At 53.2% G+C, this 25,480-nt stretch carries 20 protein-coding genes and 1 tRNA gene; 1 reads left to right on the top strand and 20 read right to left on the bottom strand.

The window, feature by feature from the left end:
- Positions 1-212: 212 nt before the first annotated feature.
- Both recO and GX466_00565 read right to left on the bottom strand, forming a co-directional pair.
- Positions 213-965, bottom strand: coding sequence for a DNA repair protein RecO (recO, locus tag GX466_00560; GenBank protein NLH92706.1), 753 nt, complete (start codon positions 963-965; stop codon positions 213-215).
- On the bottom strand, positions 962-2,389 hold the full coding sequence (locus tag GX466_00565; GenBank protein ID NLH92707.1) for a DUF814 domain-containing protein: 1,428 nt from the start codon (positions 2,387-2,389) through the stop codon (positions 962-964). Before GX466_00565 ends, recO begins: the two co-directional genes overlap by 4 nt.
- Before the next feature lie 82 nt (positions 2,390-2,471).
- Here GX466_00565 and GX466_00570 point away from each other — a divergent pair, with 82 nt between their 5' ends.
- On the top strand, positions 2,472-3,320 hold the full coding sequence (locus GX466_00570; protein NLH92708.1) for a hypothetical protein: 849 nt from the start codon (positions 2,472-2,474) through the stop codon (positions 3,318-3,320).
- Between the two features lie 66 nt (positions 3,321-3,386).
- On the opposite strand, the gene GX466_00575 is transcribed toward GX466_00570, so the two are convergent.
- The 18 genes from GX466_00575 to trxA all read right to left on the bottom strand — a co-directional run bounded on the left by GX466_00575 (position 3,387) and on the right by trxA (position 25,194).
- Positions 3,387-4,097 carry an ECF transporter S component gene (locus GX466_00575; GenBank protein ID NLH92709.1) on the bottom strand — a complete coding sequence of 237 codons (711 nt, stop codon included), beginning with the start codon at positions 4,095-4,097 and terminating at the stop codon, positions 3,387-3,389.
- 373 nt (positions 4,098-4,470) lie between these two features.
- On the bottom strand, positions 4,471-4,980 hold the full coding sequence (locus GX466_00580) for a hypothetical protein (protein NLH92710.1): 510 nt from the start codon (positions 4,978-4,980) through the stop codon (positions 4,471-4,473).
- A complete protein-coding gene (locus GX466_00585) occupies positions 4,961-5,332 on the bottom strand; it encodes a hypothetical protein (protein NLH92711.1) in 372 nt (123 codons plus the stop codon). Before GX466_00585 ends, GX466_00580 begins: the two co-directional genes overlap by 20 nt.
- A 7-nt stretch (positions 5,333-5,339) precedes the next feature.
- Positions 5,340-5,429 (bottom strand) — tRNA-Ser (locus tag GX466_00590).
- 3 nt (positions 5,430-5,432) lie between these two features.
- The gene (locus GX466_00595) at positions 5,433-5,885 is read right to left on the bottom strand and encodes a nucleoside deaminase (protein ID NLH92712.1); all 453 of its coding nucleotides are present in this window, start codon (positions 5,883-5,885) and stop codon (positions 5,433-5,435) included.
- The gene (locus tag GX466_00600; GenBank protein ID NLH92713.1) at positions 5,885-7,669 is read right to left on the bottom strand and encodes a hypothetical protein; all 1,785 of its coding nucleotides are present in this window, start codon (positions 7,667-7,669) and stop codon (positions 5,885-5,887) included. Before GX466_00600 ends, GX466_00595 begins: the two co-directional genes overlap by 1 nt.
- Positions 7,632-8,405 (bottom strand): ribosomal RNA small subunit methyltransferase A, encoded by a 774-nt coding sequence (gene rsmA, locus GX466_00605; GenBank protein NLH92714.1) that lies wholly within the window; start codon positions 8,403-8,405, stop codon positions 7,632-7,634. Before rsmA ends, GX466_00600 begins: the two co-directional genes overlap by 38 nt.
- Before the next feature lie 70 nt (positions 8,406-8,475).
- Positions 8,476-8,655, bottom strand: coding sequence for a hypothetical protein (locus GX466_00610; GenBank protein ID NLH92715.1), 180 nt, complete (start codon positions 8,653-8,655; stop codon positions 8,476-8,478).
- Positions 8,656-9,068: 413 nt separating this feature from the next.
- Positions 9,069-10,130, bottom strand: coding sequence for a M42 family metallopeptidase (locus tag GX466_00615; GenBank protein ID NLH92716.1), 1,062 nt, complete (start codon positions 10,128-10,130; stop codon positions 9,069-9,071).
- 9 nt (positions 10,131-10,139) lie between these two features.
- Positions 10,140-10,535, bottom strand: coding sequence for a cupin domain-containing protein (locus GX466_00620; GenBank protein ID NLH92717.1), 396 nt, complete (start codon positions 10,533-10,535; stop codon positions 10,140-10,142).
- A 68-nt stretch (positions 10,536-10,603) separates the two neighbouring features.
- Positions 10,604-11,752 carry a bifunctional diaminohydroxyphosphoribosylaminopyrimidine deaminase/5-amino-6-(5-phosphoribosylamino)uracil reductase RibD gene (ribD, locus tag GX466_00625; protein ID NLH92718.1) on the bottom strand — a complete coding sequence of 383 codons (1,149 nt, stop codon included), beginning with the start codon at positions 11,750-11,752 and terminating at the stop codon, positions 10,604-10,606.
- Entirely contained in the window at positions 11,712-12,887 is a 1,176-nt protein-coding gene (locus GX466_00630) for a hypothetical protein (GenBank protein NLH92719.1), read from the bottom strand. The genes ribD and GX466_00630 overlap by 41 nt, the downstream gene beginning before the upstream one ends.
- A 2-nt stretch (positions 12,888-12,889) precedes the next feature.
- The gene (locus GX466_00635) at positions 12,890-13,657 is read right to left on the bottom strand and encodes an NAD+ synthase (protein NLH92720.1); all 768 of its coding nucleotides are present in this window, start codon (positions 13,655-13,657) and stop codon (positions 12,890-12,892) included.
- 255 nt (positions 13,658-13,912) lie between these two features.
- Positions 13,913-15,403 (bottom strand): hypothetical protein, encoded by a 1,491-nt coding sequence (locus GX466_00640; GenBank protein NLH92721.1) that lies wholly within the window; start codon positions 15,401-15,403, stop codon positions 13,913-13,915.
- 6 nt (positions 15,404-15,409) lie between these two features.
- A complete protein-coding gene (locus tag GX466_00645; protein ID NLH92722.1) occupies positions 15,410-18,349 on the bottom strand; it encodes a tetratricopeptide repeat protein in 2,940 nt (979 codons plus the stop codon).
- 17 nt (positions 18,350-18,366) lie between these two features.
- The gene (locus GX466_00650) at positions 18,367-23,817 is read right to left on the bottom strand and encodes a protein kinase (protein NLH92723.1); all 5,451 of its coding nucleotides are present in this window, start codon (positions 23,815-23,817) and stop codon (positions 18,367-18,369) included.
- A 135-nt stretch (positions 23,818-23,952) separates the two neighbouring features.
- On the bottom strand, positions 23,953-24,864 hold the full coding sequence (locus GX466_00655; protein ID NLH92724.1) for a lysophospholipid acyltransferase family protein: 912 nt from the start codon (positions 24,862-24,864) through the stop codon (positions 23,953-23,955).
- A gap of 18 nt (positions 24,865-24,882) precedes the next feature.
- Positions 24,883-25,194 (bottom strand): thioredoxin, encoded by a 312-nt coding sequence (trxA, locus tag GX466_00660; GenBank protein NLH92725.1) that lies wholly within the window; start codon positions 25,192-25,194, stop codon positions 24,883-24,885.
- Positions 25,195-25,480: the final 286 nt, after the last annotated feature.

Below are 25,480 nucleotides of genomic sequence, written 5' to 3' on the forward strand. Positions count from 1 at the left end.
ATTGCCTACGCGTCACTTGATGATGTTCAAAAAGCTCTTATTGATAGTTTCTCATACTTGGATAGCAACAGAGACATGGTCTCAAAATTGACCTATTTCAAATGGCTTAAATTAGATTAATGAAAGCGATTTGGTATAAGGCTCACTTTTAAATGGATCACTTACAAAGTGAATGGGTAACGTATTGCTTGCGAGTCGGTTGGGATTGATTATCAGGTGTAGAATTGTTCAAGAACGTCCAGCCCGCGCAGCCTGAGGGCTTTGTGGAAATGGGCCTGGTAATAACGGGCAAAGAGTTCGTTGAGGCTGGACACGCTGTTCCGGTCCAGTTTCAGGGTGGACAGGTGTTCCCCGATCACCGGCATCAGGCTCAGAACCATAGCTGAGACGGGGCTGAGCAGCTCGCGGTTTTGAAGGTCGGGCAAGGCGTTCCAGCATTCGTCGCAGAACAGTTTGCCGCTGCCTTTATCCCAGGCTTTGAGGGCCTTGCCGCCGCAGGAGGAGCAGGTTTGTGTATCACAGGGAATACCCAGCATCCTGAAAACCCGAAGCAGAAAACGCCACCAGATAAGCACGGCGTTCGTTTGCAGTGAATCCAAATACACAAGGTAGTTCCGCAGCAGCTCAAAATACGCGACGCTTTCCTCAGCGGGGATAATAAGCTGTGAATATAGCTCCAAAGCGCACTCAGCGGCTGTCCAGACCTCGATCCGGTCCGTGAAGTCAAACTCTTTCACAAGTGAAAGTTCAGCAAGCAGGCAAAGACCGGATTCGCGCGGCTCATAAAAGCTGAATTCATAGAGGCAGAGCGGGTTGAGGAGGCTGGCTTGGGGTTTGGAGCGGATGCCTTTGGCCAAGAGTGAAAGTTGTCCGTGTTCGTGTCCAAAAGCTTTCAGGATCAGGCTGCTGTCGCTGTAGGGAATGCTTTTTATCAGAAAAGCGCGGTCCTTGAGCTTGGTTTTCACTGCTTCAGTTCCTCACGCACGGAACGAAGGTCGCGGGGATCGGCAAAAACCGTCCTGTGCTCTGTATAAACGACGAATCCTGGTGGACTTTTACGGGGCTTGCGTACATAGCGGATTTGGGTGTAATCTACGGGAACGTTTTGCGAAAATCGGGCTTTGGAATACCAGGCCGCGAGTGAACAGCAAAGGCTGATAAGCTCATCCGGGGGAGTGGTTTTGCGGAAACAGCGAAGCAGGATGTGGGAACCGCGGTAAATCCTCGTGTGAAACCACCAGTCGTGAGGTCTGCCAAGTTGCGTGGTGATAAAGTCGTTTTCACTGGCTTTGCGCCCGATCACGATTTCAAATTCATCCGAAAGACGCAGGCGCAAAAGCCTGTCCTCCATATCCAGCCTGCGTCCCAGGGTGATCATGTTTTTGGCGGAGGGAGCTTCGATATCCTCGCCAGCCTCCACGCGGACGAGGATACCGGACAGCCTTTCTATTTCCTGCCTAGTGGCGGCTATGTTTTTGGCGATGAGTTCTTTGCCCCGTTTGGCCTTGTTGTATCTTTTCAGATAACTCTGGAGGTTCTGGTGGGCGGAAAGATTCGTCTGAAGCGGAATCTCGATTTTACCAAGCTCCGGATCGAAATAGTTAACGGCCACGAGGGAGGCCTTGCCCCTGGAGATATTAGCCAGATTGGTTTTGATGGTCTCGGCGCAAATCATCCAATACTCGGCTTTGTTGGCCAAACTGGCCTCAGCCTGTTGCTTGGCAAGCTTGGCATGGGCTTTCTTTAATTCTCGTTCCCAACGGGAGTGGAGAAGCTGGCGCCGCCGGGCATCTTCGCGGGCCAGGAATACATGGTGGTAGTAGTTATCCAGCCAATCGTTCACACTGGGGCAGAGAAGGTTGGCCCCGGTTTTGACGGACACCAGTTCCAGCGGCAGCGAAACATCCTCAACAACAGGCTGGAATGTGGTCTTGGCTTGTTGATATGGCAGTTTGGGGAGAATCTGGCGCTGGGGGTTGTCAGCGTAGCTATATTTATGTAGGGCATCAACGATAATGGCTTCTCCGTTCTGCCGGGCCAGGATGAGGTTCGGCTTCGGTGGGGTGAATTCCGCGATGAGTAAATATTCCGTATTTTGCTGGTAGATATCGGTTTGGGAAAAGCGGAAGCGGATGATCCTGTCGGCTGGATCCATCTCGATCTGAGTGAGGACAGCATAGGTGAGCTGGTCCCAAATCCTCTGTTCGCCGTCTGGGGCTCTGAAATCAGCGCTGTGAAAGGCAAAGGCGTCCGCTCCGGCCAGAAAGATAAGGTCTGTTTTATCGCTGAACCTAAGCCTCAGAGTGGAATGGGCTAAATTGACGCTTTCCACCTTGCGGCCTCTTGGGCTGAATTCTTTGGACCAAGCTGATAAGATCGAATAATTCATAAGTCCTGAGCTTTGTTCTTGACAGCAAAACCGCCTTGTGAAATAATGGGCCAACATATTTGAAAGAGATGAGGAGTCAAGCATGAAATCGACATCTTGGATTATAGCGGCAGTTTTGGCTGTTCTTGCCATCATTTTTGGCGTGATGTGGAGCAGCGCTTCCAAAAAATCAAAAGGACTGGAACAGAAGAACACCGAACTGCAGCAATTATATGACACATCAACAGCCACCATCGGCGAGATACAGAGCAGTCTGGATACCTTTGACAAGGAACTGATGGACAGCATCGGCACCGCGAGCGAAATTGGCGGCTCGACCCCCGCTGAGATCATCACCCGCGCCCGCGCCAAGATTGATGAATACAAGAAGAGGATCAGCGAGCTGGAATCCCGCCTCTCTTCGAGCAAAAGCCAACTGGCCAGCATCCAGGCAGTGGTTAACAAGCTGAAAAAGTCCGTTGCCGACAAAGAAAAGATAGTCGCCGAACTGGAAGGCAGGGTTTCCAATCTTTCCCAGACACTGGATACCGAACGTCAGACAGCCCAGACCGAGATCAGTAAACGCGATTCCCAGATCAGGGACAAAGACACCGAGATCGCCAACCAGACCAGGGAAAGCAATCGTCTGTTCTTTGCGGTGGGGACCCGCAAACAGCTTCGGGAAAGCGGTATAATCGAACGCAAGGGCGGCCTGCTGGGCATCGGCAAAGTTTCCACAGTGAAAGACGCCGACCTGACCAAGTTCTCCGAATTCAACCTTCTGGACACCCAGGAAGTCACTTTCCCCGTCACCAAGAAAGGCTATTCCATCCTTTCCAGCCACGTAGCCGCTTCCTATGAAGTTACCAGGGAAGGAGACCAGTATGTTCTCAAAGTCACCGACCCCAACTCTTTCCGCAAACAGAAGCTCCTGGTGGTGGAACTCAAGTAAGTGAATCCACTCCGATACAATTAAGCCACCTCGTTTGGGGTGGCTTTTTTATTGGGAAGAATAGGCTTAGAAATCCAGATATCTGGCTGCTTCGAATAGAGCCCGACCGCCCAAGAATCCCACTGAAGCCTGCACTATATTCACCGGCAGGTCCGCTATGGCCACTGCTTTGCCCAGTTGGGGAAGCGCCCACTCCCCAAAAAAGTATCCCAGTACGACCACGACAACACCAGCTAGGGGGAGGATTATTTTCCAGAGAGTAGAACGCTGGTGTGCCAATCCGCAAAGATAACCCTCCAGCCCTTTAACGATCAAGGTGATGGGTGCGAAAAGCGGAAAGAGGAGCAGATCGGCAATGGCGCTGCCAATTCCGCCAGCGATTGCTCCGGCTTTTCTGCCAGCGTAAAGGCCGATGAAAACGATAATCACATCGCCGAAATTGAAGAATCCTCCTCCCGGCACGGGAATGGGGATGATCATTGTTGCCACCGTCACCAGTACCACGAAACCAAGGATCAGGTACCACTGGCCGGTCTGGCTGCTTCTCAGTCCGTGGCAGCAAGCCAGGCGATTGTCGATCTGCTGTCCCCGCAGCCTTGATTCCCGAGAGAGGGTGAGGAGTAGGGCCAAAACGGAGGAGAAACGGACCCTGAATCTATGCGCCAATCTGGGTTTGGCTGTCTGTTCAGAGGGGATAAGGCTTTGGTGGAATCTGATGTCCGAGTAGGAATTGAAGGCGTTGGCGAAGAGGATTTTGCCCAGAATCACATATTTCATAGTGCTGATTTTCAGAGGCAGGTGCAACAGGTCGTCGAAACCGAACCAGGAGAAGAAAAGCTGGAAGGCCAGCACGGAATTGGCGAAGAGCAGGATCCGCTTTAGTCCGAATTCCAGCCAATAAAGAACTGACCCCACCTCACCTTCCTGGGTGCGAACTTTCAGCAGGCCAAAAAGCAAATACACCAGGGAAAGTGATATCAGGAAAGGCAGCATGAGCCGCAATCCAGCAGCCCAGCGCTTGGAGCCTTTGGAAACCAGCAACATCAATGTAAGGGTAGCGAAACAGATCGCCTGCGCTGCCAGAACATTCATGTAAACACCCAAAACCAGCGCCAGGACGGCGATGAGCAGGGTAAGGGCCAGGCCAAGCTTAAGGACGGGAGACATAGACTTCGTTTCGCGTGGGGGAGATGGCTTCGAACAGAATGGTCTGGTCAGCCTTAACCAGTTGCGTGTGGGCTGAATAGATCAGGGAAAACGAGGGCAGATTGGCTTGGAGGAAATCCAGAACCCTCGTGGCGAACAATGATTCGTCCATCACCACATAACAGGGACGGGGCTCCTTTTGCCAAGCACAGAGCAAGTTATCCAGCAGGAAATCAACGGTTTCGGATTCAGTGTCTATAGTTCTGCGGGGTTGGACTACATTAGCGTAAGCCTTTACGGCGGTTAATTGAACCTGCATCTGCTGCTCTAAATAGACGCTGTAAGTAGAGCTCGTCTTCAACAGACGGGGCAGGAGTAACTTGGTGATCATCGAGCTTTTTCCACTACCGTTGGCGCCGCTCAGATAGTGGATTCCCGGCCCGAATGTCAGGTCTTCAGGCAGAGTGAGGGAAAAGTTTTCCCAAACCTGGTAATCACCCTTGGGAAGCAGCATAGCCTTCCTCAGAATAACTGATATCACAGCCGTTATGCCGGGGCGTGATGAGCTCTTTAGTTCTGGCTCGGTTTACAGCATCCAGCGAGTGACATAGGTTGATGAACAGAATTTTCCGGGCGGGGGAGAATAGAGCGCAGAGACACATCAGGAGGACTTTTTGGCCGCCGGAGAGGATGCTGACATCACTATCGGGACTGAGTTTCTTTCCGGTCAGAGAGGCAAATTCAACTTGCAAAGCATGATAGGATTCAGTGGGGATGTTATAAAGAAGCAATTCCTCGCGCAGGGTGCCGCCTCCGCAAAGCGGACAACCGGAGTCACAAACAAGTTGAGTATCTGTCTGGTTCATATCAAAATGGCGGAGAGTCAGGGATTCGAACCCTGGGTACCCGTAAGGATACAACGGTTTTCGAGACCGTCCCGTTCAACCGCTCCGGCAACTCTCCACTTCATTGTCTTCGGCTTTGGAAAAAAACCCTGAGCAAGGCCGCGCAATCAGCTTCCAACACTCCCCGGAGGACGCGGGGATGATGGTTAAAGCTTTTGTCCGCCAGCACGTTGTAGATGGAACCCACAGCTCCGGCCTTCGGGTCTGAAGCGCCATACACCAAAGTGCCCAGCCGGCTCCAGATCATCATTCCGGCACACATCAAACAGGGTTCCAAGGTTACATACAGGGTGTAATCCTGCAGGTACTTGATTTTGGATGCGAGGATTTTGTCAATGAGCAATTTCTCGGCGTGGGCAAGGGGGTCTTTCAATTGGCGGGTGCGGTTGTGTTCAGCAGCGATCAGCTCACCGCCTTTCACCAATACCGCCCCAACCGGGATCTCATCTTCAGAGCGGGCCAGGTTTGCTTCCCCAAGGGCAAGCTTCATCCAAGCTGAGTGTTCTGCACTCATCAGAAACGCGCTCCCAAGCTCACTGAACTGCGCCAGTCAAGGTTGGAAAGACTGTCACACACGGGGTTGAGTGAAAATTCCAACAGCGAGGAGTCTGTGAATTTCCAAGCCAGCCCCAGCAAAAGATTGTATTCTATCCAGGTTCCCCAAGTGTATCGGGGTTGGATGATGTAGTAGAGGTCCTGGATGTCGTGTTTGAGTGTGAAAGCTGCCGAGTAGCGGGTGTTTTTAAATCCAATCACATATTCCTGTCCATTGTAATCGGCGTATTCGTTGCGCTCGAACCCAAAACTGAGGTCAGCCAGCAGGGCGTTTCCATCGTTGGTGCGGTAAGGGAGCAGCAGCCAGCGCTGGTCTTGGGAACGGGCGGCGAAGGGAAAGCTGTCGAACACCAGTTTGTATTCCATTTCCAACTGGCGATAAAACGCTTTGTCCGTGGGATCGTACATGTAACTGGTATAATCGGCCCGGACTAGATAGTTCTGGTTGAAAAGCAGCCGGTCACCGATCAGCAGAGCGCAGGAGGGGTTGTAAACGTAGCTGGAGGTCTGTTTGTTGTTGCAGGAGAGCAAGCCGTCCAGATATACGTCGTCTGTGAGGTTCCAGAAAAAGCCGTTGCTGATTTTGAGGCGGTCTTTCCAGTAATGGGCGTTAGTAAAGTTGAGCCTGATATGGCGCAGATCGTTGTCCCAGCGGTTCTGGTCGTCCGGAAAGGTGCTGCGCTGCAAGTCCACAGCAAAAGCTGCAGACAGAGTGTCGCCGTCTGTATATTCCCAATTCAGGCGTGAGGACAGGAAGCGGTTTTCAAGCTGGCGGCTGGTTTGGGCCTGGGCGAAGGTCTTAAGGCCGTATCCGTGGCTGAAAGTGGATGTCCAGCCAAGGCGTGACCAGGGTTTCAGCTCAAGCGAGAGCGAAGCTTGGTTCTCAAGGTCTGTGTTGTTGCGCATAGTGTTTTGGGCCAGATCGGTGATTTTCCTGCTGAAATTCTCCAGCAGGCTGAGACGCAGGATCTCCCAAGGCTCATACTCGAGGCTGCCAGAATAAACCAGCGAACTGCGTTTCTGGCTGTCATCGAGGTCATAATGACCCCTGCCTCCGACGTCCGGAAGCAGCACATAAATGTCATCATACCGCCGCGAGAGGCTGAAATTGTTGTTGAAGACCAGGCTTTGGCTCTGGTGGTTCAGCCAGGCGGAAAGGGAACCCGTCTGATAAAATTCCCAATCAATTGTCTTGCGCTCGAAAGCGGCGTTTAGTCCGGCGCGGGAGTTCCAGAGCCCGGTTGAGGCGGTTGCCCTGCCATGCACCAGATAGCCTTGGCTGTTGATTTTGGAATCCAGCAGATAGCGGTCTTCCTCAGAGCGGATCAGGCCTTGCACTCCAGCTTCGAAGAGCAGGCTGTCCGCAGGTTGGATTTCCAAAGAATAACCCAAAAATCCTGTTTTATTGCGGTAAGGCTGGAAATCCTCATCCAGTTCGCTGGAATCGTAAAGGTATTCGTAGCCGGATTGAACGTTGTGTCTAAAAAGTCCGCGGTCGAAAGCCAGGTCCAGATTCAGAAGGGACCGACGGCTGCGTTGGGAGAAATTCAGTCGCTGTTCGCCGAAGGATTGGGCGTTTATCTGCATCAGAGAGGCTTTGAAAGGGGCAAGCTGGCAACGGAGATTGTTTTCCAGGTTGCGGGAAGCGTTGCTGCTTGAATAGCTGAAATCGAGCAGATTGACCTGGGACGCGAGCAGGCAGCAGCTAAAGCAAAGAACTGAGAGCAATAAACTCCGCTTCACTCAGGGTTTCTCCGCGGCGGGTGAGATCGATGCCGCTTTGCTGCTGAAGCCGGTTGAGGCTATCTTTATCCAGCAGGCTGGCAAGATTATTCCGCAAGGTTTTGCGCCTGTGGGCGAAGGCCAGTTCGATCAGCTTGAGATATTTGGCCAGGTCGGGGATAACGGCTGGAACAGCTCTGGGTTTGAGGGAAAGCACTGCTGAATCGACATTGGGGGCAGGGCTGAAATACTTTCGTGGAACATCAAGCAAAATCTCTGCGTCGAAAATCCTCCGCAGACGCAGGGTCATCACTCCGTAAGCCTTGCAGCCCGGACTCGTGCAAACCCGCTCCGCCACTTCCTTTTGCACCATCAAAGTGGCTGAAGTGAATGCCTGGTGGTGATTTTCCAGCCTAGCCAAAAGAGGAGAGGTGATGTTGTAGGGAATGTTGGCAACCAGTTTCAGCGGTTGGCAGCATTCCGCCAGGGCTTTATCCCAATCCTGCTTCAGCACGTCACCCATCACCAGTTCGAGGGAGTCGCCGAACTCATCACGCAAAGTCGCTTCCAACCTCCTGTCCAGCTCAAATGCGCGCAGCCTTGCCCCGGCTGCCAACAAGGCTCTGGTGAGAATGCCATGGCCGGGCCCTATCTCCCAAACCGTTTCTCCAGGCTGGATACCGGCAAGCTCCACGATTTTTCGCGCGATTTCCGGCTGATTCAGAAAATTCTGCCCGAGGGCTTTGATGGCGCGCATTGCTCAAAAAAATTCAGATCACCCCAAAAGCTCGTCAAGGGGCGATCTGAATCTATAGAAAGTGGCCGCGTCAGGCGCTGAGACGCGCAGCGGCGATGTTCTTACAGTTTTTGCAAACTTTAACGGTCTTCTCGCCGACCTTGATCTCGGTAAGCAACTTGATCCCGGTGCGGTGGCAGACAGGGCATTCACCCCGCCCGTGATTGGGGAGGTTTTTCACACCTTTGCCACGACGGTTGTCTTTGGACATCACTATCTCCTTGGGTTATTCACATTATTTTTTGCTATAACGGACCCAAAAATACCGTGGCGGCTTTTGCGTCAACAGATATTATCATAAAACCCGTCGTTAATAACTGTCAGTCGCGCCCTGAACGCCTGCTTTCATCCCTTCCCCAAACCCCTCGTATGATTCCCGCATTGAATGCGGGCATTGTTCGGGAGGCGCGTCAAGGTCACATGAAACGGCCCTAACAGCCTGATGGCTTCGCTTCAATCATTTGTGGGGTATCCAGCCACTTCACACCTACGCTATCTTGCTCCGCATCAAGGCGTTATACACCCGGCTTGAAAGAGAGCCCAATAAGATCGAGTTAATAAATGCAAAGCCCGCCGAAGGGTTCCTCAGCGGGCTTGGATGTTTATTTGTTAAGGCTGTATTGTTTAGCGTTCCAGCTTGAATTTGTCGTCCAGGGAGAGCACGAACTCGGTGATAAGTTTAACGGTGGTATCCAGGTCCTTCAGCGAAATCACTTCGTTGGGTGAATGCATGTAGCGGTTGGGAATTCCGATAACGGCAGTCGCGGCACCGCTTTTGAGGTCGTGGATGGCGTCAGCGTCGGTTCCTGTGCGGCCTGGGGCTATCTCCATCTGAATGGGGAGCTTGTGCTTTTTGGCTATTTCAAGCAGACGTTTGTGCACAGCAGGATGCAAAGCCGCGCCGATGCTGAGAGTGGGGCCTTTGCCCAGGGAAATGTCTCCTATCACGCGCTTGTCCGTGCCGGGAATGTCGGAAGTGAAAGTAACATCAACCACCAGGGCGATGTCAGGCTCGATTTGCCAGGCGCTGGTGCGGGCGCCGCGCATGGTGGTTTCCTCTCCCACGCTGGAAACAGCGTAATAAGAGGCTGTAATCTGCTTCTTTGCCAATTCCTGCATCACTACGGCTGCAACATACACCCCCACCTTGTTGTCAGTGGCTTTGGAGACGATCAGGTCGTCGGACAGCTGCTCAAATTCGCTGTGGTAGGTGATAACGTCTCCGATGGCTACTTTCTTCAAGGCTTCTTCTTTGCTCGAAACGCCGATGTCGATCCAGAGGTCTTCCATTTTCAGCTTGGGGCTTTCGTCGCTTCCGCGCATCATGTGGATGGGCTTTTTGCCGATTATCCCACGCACCACCTTTCCCTGATGATGGATGTCCAAACGTAATCCGGGCAGCAAATTGACATCAAAACCGCCGAGGGATTTCACGTAGATATAGCCCTGTTCGTCAATGTGGTTCACGATCAGCCCGATTTCGTCGGCATGACCCACCACCATCACTTTCAGCTTGCCGCTGCCCTTTTTGAGGGCGATGAGGTTGCCGTTGCGGTCGATCGTGATCTTGTCTGCCACGGGTTTCAGATAATCACGCACCACTTTTTGGGCAGGGCCTTCAAAGCCGGAGGGGCTGGGCGCGGAAACCAGGTCTTTCAGGAATGTCAGGTTCTTGGCGTTTGGCATCTTTACTTCCTAACAGTTGTTGGCGGTTTCGTCCGCGAAGGGGTTGAGTGTTTTTTTCAGCACCGGCTGCTCGTGGGGAATGATGCAGAGGAATTTCATCAGGTCCGTGCCGGTATTCTTGAAAGCGTGGGGCATACCGGGATCAACATAGATGGCGTCGTTCGCCTTGAAAGTCAGTTCGCCGTTTTCGGTTTGCAGCACCCCGGTGCCGGAAAGCACGTAAACTTCGTGCTCCCAATCGTGCACATGGTAAGGCGTGTGGCCTTGAGGCTCCACTTCAAACAACCTCAGGGCGAAATTCGGAGCGCCGTCTTTCTGCCCGATCAGCCAGCGGATCTTGGTCCCCTCAGCCCCTTCAGCGTTGACGGGTTCAAGGGCGACTTTGTCAAAATGTACTATTTTCATCTATTCCTCCTTGAATAGCTTGTTAATAAAAGGTTCTGCCATTAGGACGGCATTTGATAAAAGGATAATCAGGAACTGTCGCCATGCCAGTCATAAAAAGGATACGCGCTCACCAACAGGTCTTCACCGCTGGATTTGCAGGACAGGTCTTGAAGATTTAGAGCGAATGAAATATCGGGCAGGTTTAGTTCTGCCAGCATGGCTTTGTTTCCACCCAACAGCTTGGGCCCGTAAAAGATGAGGCATTTGTCCACCAAGCGCGCCGCGAAAAAAGCCGAAGCCAGTTTGCTGCCGCATTCCAGAAGCACCAGGCAATGACCCTGTTGATGAAGGATGCCCAGCACCTCTTGCAGGCTGAGGATATTGCCAATGGCGGTGACCGGCTGGATCTTTGCGCCCAGGGCGGCAAGGATTTTGGCCCGCATTGTGTGTTCTTTGCCCCGCGCGCAAAAGACAAGAGTGGGAAAGTCGTTCATGCTGCGGGCGATGCGTGAATCCGGAGGCAGCTTCAACAAAGGGTCCAAGACAGCACGCAGAGGCTGTTTGAAAGCATTTTTAAGCCTGACATTGAGTAGCGGATCGTCTGCCAGGACCGTGCCGATCCCTGTAAGCACCACATCAGCTTCCAGACGCAGATGGTGGACCTGTTCACGGGAACGCTCCCCGCTGATCCAGCGTGAAGAGCCATCTTGGGCTGCGTATTTACCGTCCAGTGACAGCGCAGCTTTCCAGATCACGAAGGGACGGCGATTGTGAACGCGGCAGAGATAGTATTCCAACTGGCGGGAAATCTCTTCCGCCTGAACTCCCGGGACCACTTCTATACCTGCTTCCCGCAGTTGCAAAACGCCTTTGCCATGCACGAGGGGATTGGGGTCCAGAATGCCCAGATAGACTCGTTTGATTCCAGCCGCGATGATGGCCTGGGTGCAGGGCGGAGTTTTCCCCTGATGGGAGCAGGGTTCCAGCGTTACATACATATCCGCGCCCCGGGCATCTTTCCCAGCCTTGGCAAGGGCCTGGACCTCGGCGTGGTCACCGCCGTAACTCTGAGTCCAGCCTTCAGCTATCATTTTGCCGTTTTTCACGATCACGGCTCCCACAAAGGGGTTTGGAGAACAGGTCCCGCGCGCTTTTTCAGCGGCTCTGATGGCCCGTTTCATCCATTTGGCCTGTTCAGCCTGGGTAGCGTTCAAGGTTTTTGAGAGCTGGTTCATAGTTGGGAGCGATTTTCAGCAGTTCACGCCAGATGGCCTGGGCGGCGGAAATGTTACCGAGGCCAGCTTCACAGGCAGCCAGATTGTTGCGCACATTAAGGTCATCGGGGCGGTCGGCAGCCAGCCAGGAAAGCAGTTCCTTCGCCTGTTCCAGTTCCCGGTCATTCAGATAAAGCGCCGAGAGCGCGAAACCGGCAGCGAAGAAATGATTGTCCAGGGCCAGGGAGTTGCGCAGGTCCTCTTTGGCCTTGTCAAACTGCCTTGCCAATTGCCAGTAAAGCGCGCGGTAGTAATAGAGATCAGCACAGTCAGGATAGAGGGGCAGGTTTTTCCTGATCAGGTTCCAGGCCGCTTCGGCTTCGCCCTGGGCAAGGTGTTCCGCCAGTTTGTAGAATAGTTTGTTTTGCCCGTAATAGAGATGGGGGCCGCCATTGAGGTTCTGTCGGATTTTCCAGCGGCCTTCCGCTGAAGTGAGCAGAACCGCCCAGATCAACTTTCCGCCCAAGTCCAGCACCACCATCGCGCTCACGCCGTCATCGGCGGCCCCGGCGTGCAGGATTTCGTAACGGTTCACCTTTTTCAGCTCAGGTATCTCGGAAACAAGCCTGGTATAGCGTTCTGCCAAGTCACGGTCTTCCCGGTCATTGATGGTGAAAGCGCGCAGCTTTTGCCAGTCTTGGGTTATCACGGCGTCGAAGAATCCGAATGCCACCGTTTCCGGGGTTTCCGGTTCTTCATATTCATCGTGCGGCAGCTGGAGTTTTTGGAGAAGATAGGTCATGGGGAAATTGGCAGGAAACTGGAATCCGCCGAGCCAGGCCAGCATTCCAGCGCTGTTCTTGGCAGCATAATCGGCGGGGCTGAGTCCATCCAGCCCTTCCTGCGGCTGATAGATCCAGAGGTCGATGTGGCGTTTGGCGGTGCGGGTGAATTCGGTGTTGGAATCGGCTCGGAAAGCGGGGAAGGGGCTGTTTTTATCCTTCACCGCGCTGTAGGGGCATTCGGAGGGACAGCGCAGATCGACCCTCAGTTCCAAACAGCATTTCCAGCCAATCAGCTTGTCCCGGTTGCGGGGGCATTTGCGCACGCTCCGTTCTGCTCTGCACTTGAAACAGCGTTCTCTGTTCAGCAGCATGCTCAGTTCTCCAAAACAGGCGGCAGCCTGCGTTTGAAGGCTGAAGCCGTGATCATTCTTTCCACTTTCCGATACAACTCGGTAGGATGTTCCAAGTTTTCCGAAGCATCCACGTTCACGTCAAGTTCAGTGAGGGCGTAAAGAATCTCGTCCAGAACCGGATAGGTAAGTCCCAGATCGGCTTCGTCGGTTTGTCCGGCCCAGAAGTCCGCTGTTGGTGTTTTATTGATTATCTTGTCCGGAATATCCAGAAGCTTGGCAAGTTCCCAGACCTCAGTCTTGTAGAGGTGGCCGATCGGCTCGAAAGCACAGGCGGCATCGCCGAATTGGGTGACATAGCCAACCATCAGCTCCGTTCGGTTGCTGGTTCCCATAACCAGGGCGCGGTGTTTGACGCTGAGGTCAAAAAGCACGCACATCCGGGTGCGGGCCAGCCAGTTGCCTATGCGGAGTTTGTCGGCTTCAGGTTCGTAAGTGGTAAAATAGGCGTTGGCCATGGGCGTGATATCTATTACGTGGTGCTCTATTCCCAATATCCCGGCCAGAAGGCCGGCGTCGGCCAGGGATTCCGGCTGGCTGGTCCTGTAAGGCATAATCGCCGCGATCACGTTTTTCTTGCCCAGGGCTTCAACTGCCAGGGCCGCGCACACGGCGGAATCGACGCCGCCGGACAGTCCGAAGATCACCCTGGCAAAACCAGCAGTTTTCAGATATTCGCGGATAAATCCTGTAATCCGGGCCCGTTCCTGTTGCAGGTCCAGTTTACGCATTATTCACCTCCAGATGCGTTATCCATGCAACGGCATAATTTCTTCTGTTCAATTTAGGTCAAGCATAAAACTTTATCCGCCCTTAGCCCTATACCATCCGCATCCTTTTCGCCTCCCGCGCAATTCCCGCATTTCAGGCGGGAACTCATGGGGAGGCAAACGGGGAGTGAAATGGATGGCGTTAAGGACGGGCAGAGTCGGCAACAAATGGGATTTCTGCAGGAATTCATCTAAACAGCTATCCAGAACAATCCATCAGCGCAGAGGAAGATAGCTGAAGGAAACATGGAGGCTTCGGCCCGGGTTTGGCAGGTCGCCGAAATTTCCGTGCTTCGAGTTGAAAACGTTATTCAGGCCAGCGGTGAGGCTCAGGCCGCTCCTGAGGGGCAGGCTCAATCCGAGGCTGAGGTCAAAGACGGCTGAAAGCGGTTGGTCAAACTCGTCGCGGCGCCAGTATTGCTGGTCGAGCTGGGCCAAAAGTTCCAGTTCGCCTAAGTTGTGGCGGGCCTCGGTAAGGGCATTGAAGATGGGGGAGAAGGGCCTGCGACGCCAACGCTCATCCTGCAGGTATTCCAAATTAAGGTTCAGGTCCTGGTCGATAATCCAGCCCCAGAATTGCATACTGGCTTCGGCCCCCAGCCGGTAGCTCAGGATGTCAGTCTGGCGCAACCAGGTTTGCCCCGAAACGTCACGGACGTAGAGTTGGGGTTGGTTGTAGCTGAAGCGGAGGTTTTGGCGAAAACCCAGCAACCGGAAGAGGGCATCTTCATCGTTGAAAGCCTGCCAGCCGCTTAGGGAAAGGTTTAGGGGCGTCATCACCACTCGTTCCCTCTCAGGCAGGACCGTCCAGGGATACAGCTCCCGCAACCTCTGGAAGGTCAGGTTCTGAAACTCGCTGCGGTTGCTCAGTTCCAGATATTTTCCCCGACCCAGTAGGAAGCGGCGGTGCAAGTCTATGACTGGCAAAACGTGGATGAAATCGGTCATCAGGCCCAGCTTGAGTTCGGGCAGATGCTCTTCCAGCCAGGGCGCGTGATATTGCACGGAAAGGCCGAAGGCTGTATCCTGCAGCACCAGCCGGTTCGTGAATTTGAGTTTGTGCAGCTCCAGATCGTGGGAATGCCTAATGCCAATGGCGAAATCCGCTTGGGAAGCCCCGGCGAGGTTTTGCTCCACCTCCTCCAAAGAGAGATCGGTCTTCAGGTTTGAGAAGTAGATGTCATGGATGGCGATTTCACTATACAGGTTGGCGATGCTGTAGGAAAAGGCCCCGGTAGCGAAGCACCGAGTCTTGGCTTTTTGCCAGGAGAACAGGTGATTGAAACGCAGTTCGGGGTCGAAATCCGTTTGCAGGCTGGCGTTGAGGGTGCTTCGCGAGACATTGGTCCCGGGCACCCAGAGGTCGGCATCCAATCTCAGCAGGGGGATGAACATCAATGATGGATAACAGGACGCGGCGAATTTGGTCTCGAAATCAGTTCCGGTGCTTAATTCCAGACGAAGAGGGCGCACAGTTCCTTGGGGCAGGGCGCTTGGCCTGTGCTTGAGGGAGAAAACAGGCGGAATCATCGGCGGGATGCTGTCGGTGGGGGTCTCGCCAGGATAGGGGAGAGGCTTTTTAACCAGGGGAGCTTTCACTGCCACATCTGAACCTATTTCCACTGAAGGCAGCGCCTGGGGCTGGGCTGAAAGCGTCACACAGACCAGAAACAATGCGGTCAGGACAGTTGCCAGGTTTTTGCGCATCTGCCCCTACCTGCCGTTATTCAGCAAGGCTTCGATTTCATCTGCCTGCGCATCGCTGAACAGGTGCCGGTATTCAGTCAGGGCTAACCTCGCTTCGTGGGTTTCGCCCAGTTTGACCAGGCTGATTATATAGTAATAGCAAGCCTCGGAATGGACTTCGGGAAAATCCTGATAGAGTAGCCTGATTTTTTGAAAACCACGGCGGGCGGAGTGATAATCGCCTTGCTCCAGGCTAATCCTGTCCAGCCAGATTTCCGCGCCAGCCCTTATCCAGGGGTTGGTCTGGCTGTCCAGCAGTGAATCCGCCAAGGCTCTGGCATCAGCCAAGCTGCCGGTGTGAAAGAAATATTCCACTCGCAGAAGCTGGGTTTGAGGATGATCCGCCTGGAATTGGCTTCCTGATTCCCAGATGGTGTCAAACTCAGGCCAGTTGTTGGCGGCGGAGAGTTCCACCATGCGTAGCCAGACATCGGCGTCCGGGCTTATGGCATAGGCCCGTTGATAACGCTCCAGAGCGATTTCCGGCTTGCCATTGAGTTCCGCCAGTTCTGCCCACTGAACCAGGACCCAACGGCTGGGGTCTTCCGTCTGGATCATCGTTGCAAGGCTGTCCGCCTCTTCCAGTCTATTCAGTTTGATGAGCGATTGGAGCAGCAATTGGTCAAACTCGTTTTGCCTCTGGCGGGGCAAACCAAGGCTGGCCCTGAACTGAGATGCCTCGCGGAGCAGGTCTTCCCAGAGTTCGGCATCAGCATACAGCTTCACGAGGATGTATTCCAGTTCGAACTTGATGTAGTCGCTTTTGAAGCTGTCAATCATATTGGCGATCGTGTCGATGTGCTCAGTTCCCCGCAATTTTCGGGAACAGGTTTCGATGCCCGTGAAAACCTCAGCCAGCAAAGGTCTGTCCGCATCTTCAACATAGGTGTTGTTGGTGAAGCGCTTCAGGATATTCAGCCAGTCTGTGAGGGATTCGGAATAGCGGCCAAGGTTGAAATTGGTGTTGGCGATGTCGGCCAGGACGCTTAGGAAATAGTCAGATTCCGGAAATTCATCCAGCCAGCGGTCGTAAAGCTCGAGGGCCCTAACCCAGTTTCTGCCGGCGGCCGCGGCTTTCGCGGCCTGGTAGAGGTAGATGTCGGCGTTGAGGCTGTCGCGGCTGAGGTCCTGAAAGAGCTTGGAGGCCTCAGCGTAACGTTTCAGGTAGTAGAGGGTGTAAGCTTGATAGGAAAGGGCTTCCGTCTTCTGGGAAGGCGTGGTGGCAAGGTCCCTAGCCCTGGTAAAGGTGCCGAGGGCACTTTCGTAATCTTTTTGGCTGAAGCTTATTCCCCCCTGCAGAAGAGCGGCTTCAAAATCGGTGGAGGGGTCCAAGTCGGAAGAAATTATCTGGCTGGCTTCGGCGTATTTGTCCTGATAGAAATAGGTCTGGGCCAGGCGCAGTTTGAAGCCGGTATGCTCCGTTCCGCTGTCGGCCAGGCTTTGGTATAGCGCTTCAGCCTCTGGATACTCGGAAGCCAAGAAATGAAGCTCCGCCAGATCGAAACGGGCTTCTGTGGCCCAGGCAGAATCGGGATGTTCGCGCAATAGTTTTTCATAGTTGAGCCTGGCCAGACGGGCATTTTCCGGCAAGGTTTGGCTTTTGGCAATAAAGAAGAGAGCCAGGTCGCGGTAACGACCATCAGGGTAATTGTTCAAATAGCGGTTGCAGGCTTCGGAGCTCAGTTCCGGCTGGCCGATTTCATAGTAGCAACGGGCGGCAAGGATTTGAACGCGTTCCGCCGTGGGGGTGTCCAGACGGAAGTTTGTGGCTTCAATGAAATTGTGAAGAGCGCCCAAGTATTCACCATCAGCCATTTTGAACTCTCCCAGCAAGAAATGTGTGTCCCCGCGCCGAAAACGGGGGTCTTCCATGAATTTCTCAAGCTGGTTGGTGGCGGATGCGGGGTCAGTCTTTCTCAGGCCTTTCAAACGTTCCAGATATGCTTGCACGGCAATGTCCCCTTGCGGGGAATGAAGCAGGGATTTGAGCAGAGAATCGGCTGGACCTATGTACCCATGCTGTTTCAACAGTAGCGCGCGGTAGAAGGTGGCCAAGTCAGAAGGTTCTGTTTGCAGTTCCAGCCAGATTTTGGTATCCAGACTCTCACCCAGCTCCAAGGCTTTGCGCGTTCGCAGCAGAGTCAATACCGTTGAAGAGGAATGAAGGCTGTCCAGAGCGGCGGCGTGTTCCTCAAACTCTGTGTAGCGACCTTCTGAAAGAAGCTGGTCGAGCCAGGCTCCGTGAAATTGCATATAGTCTGATGAGGAGGCCGAAAGCGTATCCAGGATTGCCGTGACCTGGTCCTCGCGCTCCAAAGCAAGCAGGGTCTGGAAATAATCGAACCGGACCTCGGCAGCGTTCACTGCCAGGGCTTTCTGATATTCTTCAGCGGCGGAAAACCATAGTTCCTGTCTGGCTTTGATGCGGCCCCGCCAAACATTCACCTGATAAAGATACCAGGGATGGACCGCAGAACACTCCAATTCGTCAAGCAGCTTCAAACACTTGGGGTAATCGCTACGATAGTAGTTTGTGATGGCATAATTGAGTTGAATGTCAGCCAATATGTCCGGATGAAGTTCCTGCTGCAGTAAATCTTCGTAGATGCTACTGCTGAGGTCATATTCCCCGCGTTTGAGGCCGATATTTCCCTTCAGGTAAAGTATATACTGGCTGTAATTGGAATCCGGATAGCGGTTGCCAAAGGCTTCCAGTTCCGCCGAAACCTCGTCCAGATAGGCATCGCCGCTGTAATAGAGTTCAACGATGTAGGCAAAGTCGTCGTCCTCGCGAACTGGCTGGGCTGGCAAAGCCGCAGCAAAGAGCATCAGGATGATCAGGACCAGGCTGAAACGCGGCAGGGAACAAAATCCACAAGTTGGTTTTGCGTGTATGTGTTGGCGCATATTATTATACATCCCTCTTATTTGAAGGGTAGGATGATGAACACGGAGGTGCCTTCGTTTTCCTTGCTTTTGATCACGATCTGTCCTCCGTGCAGTTCAGCGATTCGCTTGGAGATGGAGAGCCCCAAACCAAGGCCGCTGCTGCGATACTCAACTGTTCCGCTCTTGTGGGCGTAGATGGCGTTCAGCTCGTAAAACTTGCGGAACACTTCGTTGATCAGGTGTTTGGGCATTCCCATGCCGTTGTCGGTAACAAAGATCACCAGGGTTTCCTTGTTGTCTATCTTTTCCTGTGCAAAGGCGGACCGGCGTGCCCCGATGGTGATCAGGCCGAATTCCCGGGTGAAGCGCACGGCATTCAGCACAACATTATAGACCATACGGTGGAAGTCTGTCCAGTTGGATTGGAGCTGAGGCAAGCCAGGCTCTATCTCCAATCTGATGTGCATTCTGCGCTCACGGGAAAGGATTTCCACCTGCTGGTGTATATGTTCCAGCACATCGCCAACCCGCAGAGGGGATTTTTCCAAATCCTGGGCCAGATTGTAATGGTTCATGGTCTGGATGTCTGAAGAGGTTAAACTCAGCTTGTTCATAGCTGCTTCCAGTTCCGACAGTATCTGCCGTCGCTGTGTCTCATCCAGATTGGCACTGCGTTTTAGCTTACCCAGGGCCCCCTGCATGATGAAGATGGGTGTGTTCAGTTCATGGGTCACAATGGCGATGAATTCGTCCTTGAGCTGCTCAAGGTTGTTAAGTTCCGCGCTTTTCTGCGTCAAGGCGGAGTATTGCAGCACGTTTTTGACGGCGTTCGCGAAGAGATTCATCAGCAGCACCATGATATCTTCGTTCAGGTACATGTCACGGGTGCTGTCGTCCAGATTGTCCAGATAGAGATAGCCAACGTATTCCTCTTCCCACCTGAGGGGGCTGCAGAAAATAGATTGGATGGCGTAATCGTGCACGCTTATGGAATTTTCATAGCTTTTGTCGATTTGGGCGTTGTAAACTGATATGGTTTTCTGCCCGTCCTGGCAGAGGTTGAGGGCGGTCTTGCTAACCCCGAAGGCGTTGTTGAGGATTTGGCCGTTATGGTCCATCTGCACTTGAAATATATTGTTGCCGTCGGTATCTTTCTTGATCAGGAAGCCCCTGCTGGCGTTGGTGAGGTCTATGGCAGCCGCCACCATCGCAGTCTCCAGGTCGTTCAGGTCCATCAGTCCCATTAGTTCATGCGAAATCTCGATGAGGTGGTTCATTTTCTCCATGCGCAGATTGATCTTTTGATAGTCCCAGGTGCGGACCAGCATGGCAGCGAGGTGGGATTTCACGTTTTTCAGCAAAGCCTGTTCGCCAGGAGTGAATTCCAGTTCTCCGGCATCGCTCAGGACCAGATAGCCGATAGCTTTGCTGCCGGAGAGCAGGGGCAGGATGGCAATGTGCTCACCTTCATTGGTGAAGGTTACCAGGTTGTTGGATTGAATTGCTTTATCGACGAATGGCAGGTAAGCCGGGGGCAGAATGGTCTCCGGGTCGGTGTTATAGCTGTGGAAGTTGTAAAAGCTTCCCAGTTTGTCCGACCACACCAGCAGCAGAAACTTCCAGGGTGCGATGATCTGGCCGATGCCTTTCTCGATGAGGAATTTCACCCTCTGCACGCTGTTCACGTTGGAAATGTCGAACAGCATGTCGTTCCAGCGGCTGCGTGTGTTCCTGCGGCGCGAAGCTATGGGCACCACCCTGAATTTTGAAACGTCCTGCAGCCCGTAGCGCTTCACCTCCAAATAGTTGGTCCGGTCATCTTCTCTGATGCCTGTGGTGATGGCTTCCAGATATTTACGGTAGGCAGCAAATTCCTTCTCAGCCGCTCCCAGTGAGCCCAGTTCCACTAAAAGCTGGATCTTCAACTGCAGAAGTTCCTCAACCAATTGATAGTATTTCAAGCCGCGGCACAGTTCCAACTGTCTGTTGATACCGCGCAAAACCTTTCGCAGGGGGATGGATGGATCGGTCAATTGCAGCTTCAGTTCCAGCAGGTCAAGGCTGTGTTCCCAATAGCGGTATTGGTATTCCTGGATTGCCGGCCTGGCCTTGGCGATCAGGTCTGCAGCCCGTGCTGTGTCGCCCAGACCGTAGTGGCAGGTGGCCTGCAGCACATTGAAAACTGCCATCGCGTAGTGGTTGTTGATCTCCCCGGCAAATTGCAGGGCCAGCTTCAATTCGTTGAGGGCAGTGGAGTAATCCTTCTCCATCATCGCCAGCAGGCTGAGGACGTTGTGGTAAAACTCCTGTTCCTGGATCTGGGCATAGTCGATATGGGCGTTTTTGCTGATCAGCCGGCGCAGCTTCTTGGGATTGGACATCTCGCTGAGGTAGTAGAAATAGGTTTTAACCAGCGGATTGATCTCTGAAATCGTGCCTTCGATCAGCTTGGGTTCGTGTTCGAGGATAAATTTGTAATAGTGGCCGAAATCGCTGATCTTGCTTTTGGCCAGGGCCAGGTTTCGTTCGATGGAAACCAGGTATTTGTTTGCCCCGACCCGGGTGATCATTTCCTTTGCTTCCTGCAGTGTTTCTTCCGCTTTTTCAAAGCGACCCATCTTGATCATCGCCTCGCCTTGGTTGAGGAGTGCGCGTCCCTCAGCCAGAAGGTTTTGGCGGTCCTTGGCAAAGATCTGTGCCTGCTGCGCGTGTTTAAGGCCCAGAATAGTGAAGCCCTGCTTCAGGTAAAGGTCGGCTAGGTTGTTGTGGATCCAGCCCAAGTGGCGGCGGATGTTGAAGGAATTCCAGATATTCAGGGCGGTGTTGAAATGCTCGTCAGCCTCAGCAATGTTCTTTTGAATGCTGTAGATCTCTCCCAACGTGTTGTGCAGCGAGGCCAGTTCGATCATGGCATCCGGGTCCTGGCTGGGCGCCAGTTCGGTCAAAAAATCCTCCAGTCCCCGGGCAGCGCGGTCATAATCACGGTCACGGCTTTCGTAGGCAGCCATCAGGGTCGCCGCCTTTATCTGGAATGCTTGTGACACTTTTTCCAGAGCTATGCCGTCCAGGCATTTCTTCACCCGGGCAGGCTCTGTGCGAGCATAGATCTGTGCCTGGTAAAGCTTGGCTGTTGACTTCTGGCTGGCATCGGCTGAAAGTTTCTCCGCTTTCTCAAAGTTCTTTAGAGCGCTCTTGCGGTCCCCCTGAAAGAGGAACAGCGTTCCCAGCAATAAGTATTTTTCAAAGCATTCGGGAATGTCGGACTGGCGCGCGTAGATAAATTCCGCTTCGGTGGTGCAGCCGGTGATTTCAACCATACGGCGGAATTTCACCAAGTCTTCCACAATCTCTTCCTGCCGCAAATCAATATCCCCGCTAAAATCTATTCTCAGAGCATGCGCCAAGGCATCATAAGCTTCCTGCTGGAGGAGGTCTTCGCTGTGCAACAGATGCAGCCGCAGCAGATAACGCCGTTCGGAAGCCCTGTCACCTGCTGTGCGTGCGTTTCCGATTATCCCCATGCAGGTTTGAGGGTCGGTCACGTTCTGATTATCATAAAACTCCAGAACCCGCTTCGAGACCAGATTTCGCGTCTTTGGCTGGCAGCGGTCGTGGAGATAGGTTTTGGCCTCGGCAAAGGTGAAATGATAGTGGTTGCCTTGTTTGAGCAGGATTTCGTTGTATTTTGCTTCGTTGAGGAGGTCGTAGATCTCTTCGTCCCTTGCCTTGCAGATATGACGGATCAATTCACGGGAGATGGGTGTCTGCACGACGGATAGCTTCTGAAGTTGCTTCATGCTGGCCGGAGTGAGGTGTTCCACGCGCCTGATAACGGATTGGAGCAGGCGGGTGGGGATGCTGTAGTCGTCAAGGTCAGCCGGGAAATGGTATTCACCGTCATAGCTGATCATTCCCCGCAGGGTGAGGTTGATCATGATTTCCCTGATCAGGAAGGGATTACCCGCCGAGCGGGTATGGATCAGCCTGCAAAAGTGGTTCGGAACGTCCCCATTAACCATTTTGCGGATATAGGCGGCCGATTCATCCGGCGTGAACATGGGAACATTGATCAGCACCGTGTTCCGAATCTGCCGCACCTGGTTAAAGTCTGTGCAGCTCATAACGATCATGATCCGGTTGTTTACCACAGTGTTGGAAAAGAAATTGAGAAACTCCAGGGAATGGCGGTGCAGATGCTGGATATTGCGCACGATGAAGATCACCGGCTTTGATTCGGCAAGCTCGGCGAGCAGGGCTTTGGCAAATTCGAAGTCAGCCTTAAGGTCCGCCTCGCTGGGCGTTACGTCCATGGCTGCCTCTTCGGACATGAAGAGATACCGCCTCATTTTTTCCGAAATGTTTTGCAGCGAGCCATTGGCAGCGATCTCATCTTCCGAAAGGGAACGCAGGTATTCCTTTATCAGCGCGAAAAAAGCCTCATATTCCTTGCTGGTGCAGGTGTAATCGAAGATGAAGTAGCTGCCCCGCAGGATGTGATAGCGGAACAGCGAAAGAATATTGTCTTTACCCATGCCTTCGCCCGCCACCAGCGAGATGATCTTGCCGTTGGCTGCCTCAACTTGCGGCAGGTAGTCCAGCAAATCGTTCACTATCCGCTCCTGCACCACATAGCTGTTGAACTGCATGGAGTTCACCAAGGACCAGGAGACGGAAAACTGATACTGACGGTTGGTGCTGCGGTTAATGTATTCGATTATTTCTTCGCTTTTATGGGGACGGCTTTCCGGATTGCGGTCCAGTAGTTCGATACAGAGGTTTTGGAGGGGCAGTGGGATGTTCGGGTTCAGGTCCACAGGATAAACCGGCGAGAAATATTGCCGGCGGCTGCTTCGCATGGCGTTGATCTGGTCAAGTGTAAAGGGAAAACTGCCGGTGAGCATGCGGTAGATTAACACGCCCAAAGAGTAAAAGTCGCTCGCGTAACAGGCCCCCTTGCCGGTGTAGATTTCCGGTGCGATATAAGGCAGGGTCCCGGTTACGTATTGGGTGTCCAGGCTCAGTTCCGGACGGGAGAAGCCGTAGTCTATGACCTTCACCTCTATGCCGTTACGTGTCTTTCTATAAAGTATATTCTCAGGCTTGAGGTCATTATGCATTATATTCTGGGTGTGAAGGGCGTTCAAAGCGTAGCAGATTTGCACGATGATGTCATAGAAGTCGTTCACCCGCGCCTTGTTGAAGCGGAAGTTGTTAAACGTGGTTCCGTCAAAGTATTCGCTCACGAAGTAGATATGATCGCTAACGTGTCCGAAATCAACCACCCGGCTGAGGTTGGGATGCACGATCTTGGTGATGTGGTGCATGTCGGCAGCCTTGAACTGCTTGTAAAGGTCCTGCGACGAGAGGTATTGGAACAGCTTCAGGGTGTAAATGTTATCCGTGCGAACGTCACGCACCTTGAAAACGTTGGCCCAGGACCCCGTTCCCAAGATTTCCAGAACATCGTAGCGGTGGTCTATGTACATCTTTGAACTCCCAAAATGATTGGTTTTACCCTAATTTCACAGTGGCAGAGCTTGTCAACCGAAACTTGACGATTCCGGCTGGTTTTTGCAAGGAGGAGCTTGGAGTCGAGAACCACAAACGGCTTCTGGACAGCTTCAGGAGCGGATTTCTTGCGCCTGGTTCAGGGGGCTTCGCTCTGGAATCAGCCAGCGCCGATGCAGCCAGAGCCACTGCTCGGGATTCTGCCTGATGTAGCGTTCGGTGACGGCGTTAATCTCTTTCAGGAGGAGGAGTTGGTTTTTCGTGCTGTCACTCAGTTCCGGATGGTGGATCATCGGTTCAAAGCAGATGCTGATGCCCCCATCAGGGTTTCGCAATGCGTAGCCCGGAACGATTGGAGCCTTGTAACGTAGCGAGATTTTCGCCGCCCCTTTCCAATGCGGAGCCGGGTGGCCCAGAAATTCCAGAATCAGTCCCACGGGACCGGCATTTTGGTCGGTGAGGATGGTCACCACCATGTTTTGGCGCAGGCAGGCCAGAAGTTCTTTCAGCCCGTGCCGCTGGTCTATGAGCCGCACTCCCTGACGGGTTCGCAAGGCATTGTTGTAGGCGTCGAACAGGTGATTGTGCTGTTTTTGCACCACCGCGGCCAGCGGAATGCCGAAGAGCGGCAAAGTCCTCGCCGCCTCCCAGTTGCCCAGGTGGGCTGTGGCCAGAATTACTCCCTTTCCCAGCGCCAGTGCGGCTTCCAAGTTTTCCCTGCCGTTTATGCTGGTGCAGGAGATAAGCTGCTTTTCCGGCAGGAGGTAAAGCTCCGCGGCGCTGAGGCCAAGATTGAGGTAAACCCTTTTCAAAAGCTGCTTCCGTTGCTTGGGCGGCATACCCGGATACACCCTTTGGAGGTTTTCTGCCGCCACCTGGCGTCGAATGCCCAGTCCGTAGCCAATCCAGAGGAAAAGGCGCGTGAGCAGCCAGCGCCCCCAAGGGTAGGGAAGCAGCCTCAGTTTAAACAAAGCGAACCGGAAGAGCAGGTACTCTGTCCGGTTCACGAGGTTGTTACGCTTCAAACTCAGCCTGGGTGACAATCAGCCGCGCAGTAGTTCGATTTTTTTCTCAAGCACCGATTTGGGCACAGCCCCGATGGAGGTGTCCTTGAGTTCACCATTCACGAAGAACAGCAGGGTGGGGATGCTCATAACGCCATGACGGGCGGCAAGTTGGGGAAATTCATCCACGTTCAGCTTTCCGATGGTTATGTCGGGTTGCTCAACCGCCAGTTCCTCCAGCGTTGGCGCTATCATTCTGCAGGGACCGCACCAGGCAGCCCAGAAATCCACAACTACAATGCCTTTTTGGGTCACAGTCTCGAAATTTGTATCGTTCAACTCTATCAACATGTTTGGCTCCTGTCATTTTTATCTTTTGATATAATAATCCAGCGTATCTCCTGCGCAAGTGGCTTGCTTTGACCGGGTTCTGAAACATGGAAAAGTTACCTGGCATACGGCGAACGCGGTGAGCATGGACGACAGGATGTATTGAAGTATAAATACTTTGCTCTTTTCTGCAGTCGATGCTAGTTCCTCGCTCGACGCCAGCGTGTTACTTTGCGATGCCTTTGGACCATTAAGGCCCTGTATCATGATCCTAAAGCGCCTCCCGCCAAATACCCGCATTTGATGC

This window comes from Candidatus Cloacimonadota bacterium (genome assembly GCA_012516855.1).
Taxonomy (GTDB): domain Bacteria; phylum Cloacimonadota; class Cloacimonadia; order Cloacimonadales; family Cloacimonadaceae; genus Syntrophosphaera.